The organism is Burkholderia reimsis (assembly GCF_003294055.1).
In the GTDB taxonomy this organism is placed as follows: Bacteria; Pseudomonadota; Gammaproteobacteria; order Burkholderiales; family Burkholderiaceae; genus Burkholderia; species Burkholderia cepacia.
This window is the reverse complement of record NZ_QMFZ01000149.1, coordinates 1-463: the sequence shown is the minus strand read 5'-3', so window position 1 is coordinate 463 and position 463 is coordinate 1. Positions and strand designations below refer to the sequence as shown.

Here is a 463-nt window from a genome sequence, read left to right as displayed (position 1 = left end):
CTTATGATTTAATTCTGGTTCTATTGGTTGGATATTCTTTTGTTGTTGGTTGATATTTTGATATTCTTCAGTAAAAGTTGCTTCTTGCGGATTAATGTTTTCTCTATCATTAGTCGCTGTATCAAAAGAGTAATTAAGCTGTCTTTCTTCTTCTAATTGGTTTTCTAGTTTTTGAATCTTTTTATTACTTTCTAAAGCTAATATTTGTTGATTCTCCAACAATTTATTTAATGTATTAACATTGCTATTTTGTTGATCTAGTTGTTTAGTTAAATTCTCAATATATTTTTCATCATTTTTAGCTCTAGTTTCAAAGATTTCTATTTGCTTTTCTAATTCATTTACTTTTATTTTTAATGACTCAAAACTATTTGAATTATTGTATATACGCTTTTCAAACTCTGCAGTATTTTCATTAAATCTTTCTTTTTTTATTGATTCTTTTTTTTGCATTGTCCTTTCT

At 24.8% G+C, this 463-nt stretch carries 1 protein-coding gene; it reads right to left on the bottom strand.

Annotated elements, in window-relative coordinates:
- The coding region (locus DPV79_RS41690) for a DUF536 domain-containing protein (protein ID WP_341867655.1) at nt 1-453 on the bottom strand (453 nt) is incomplete at its 3' end.
- Nucleotides 454-463 lie beyond the last annotated feature (10 nt).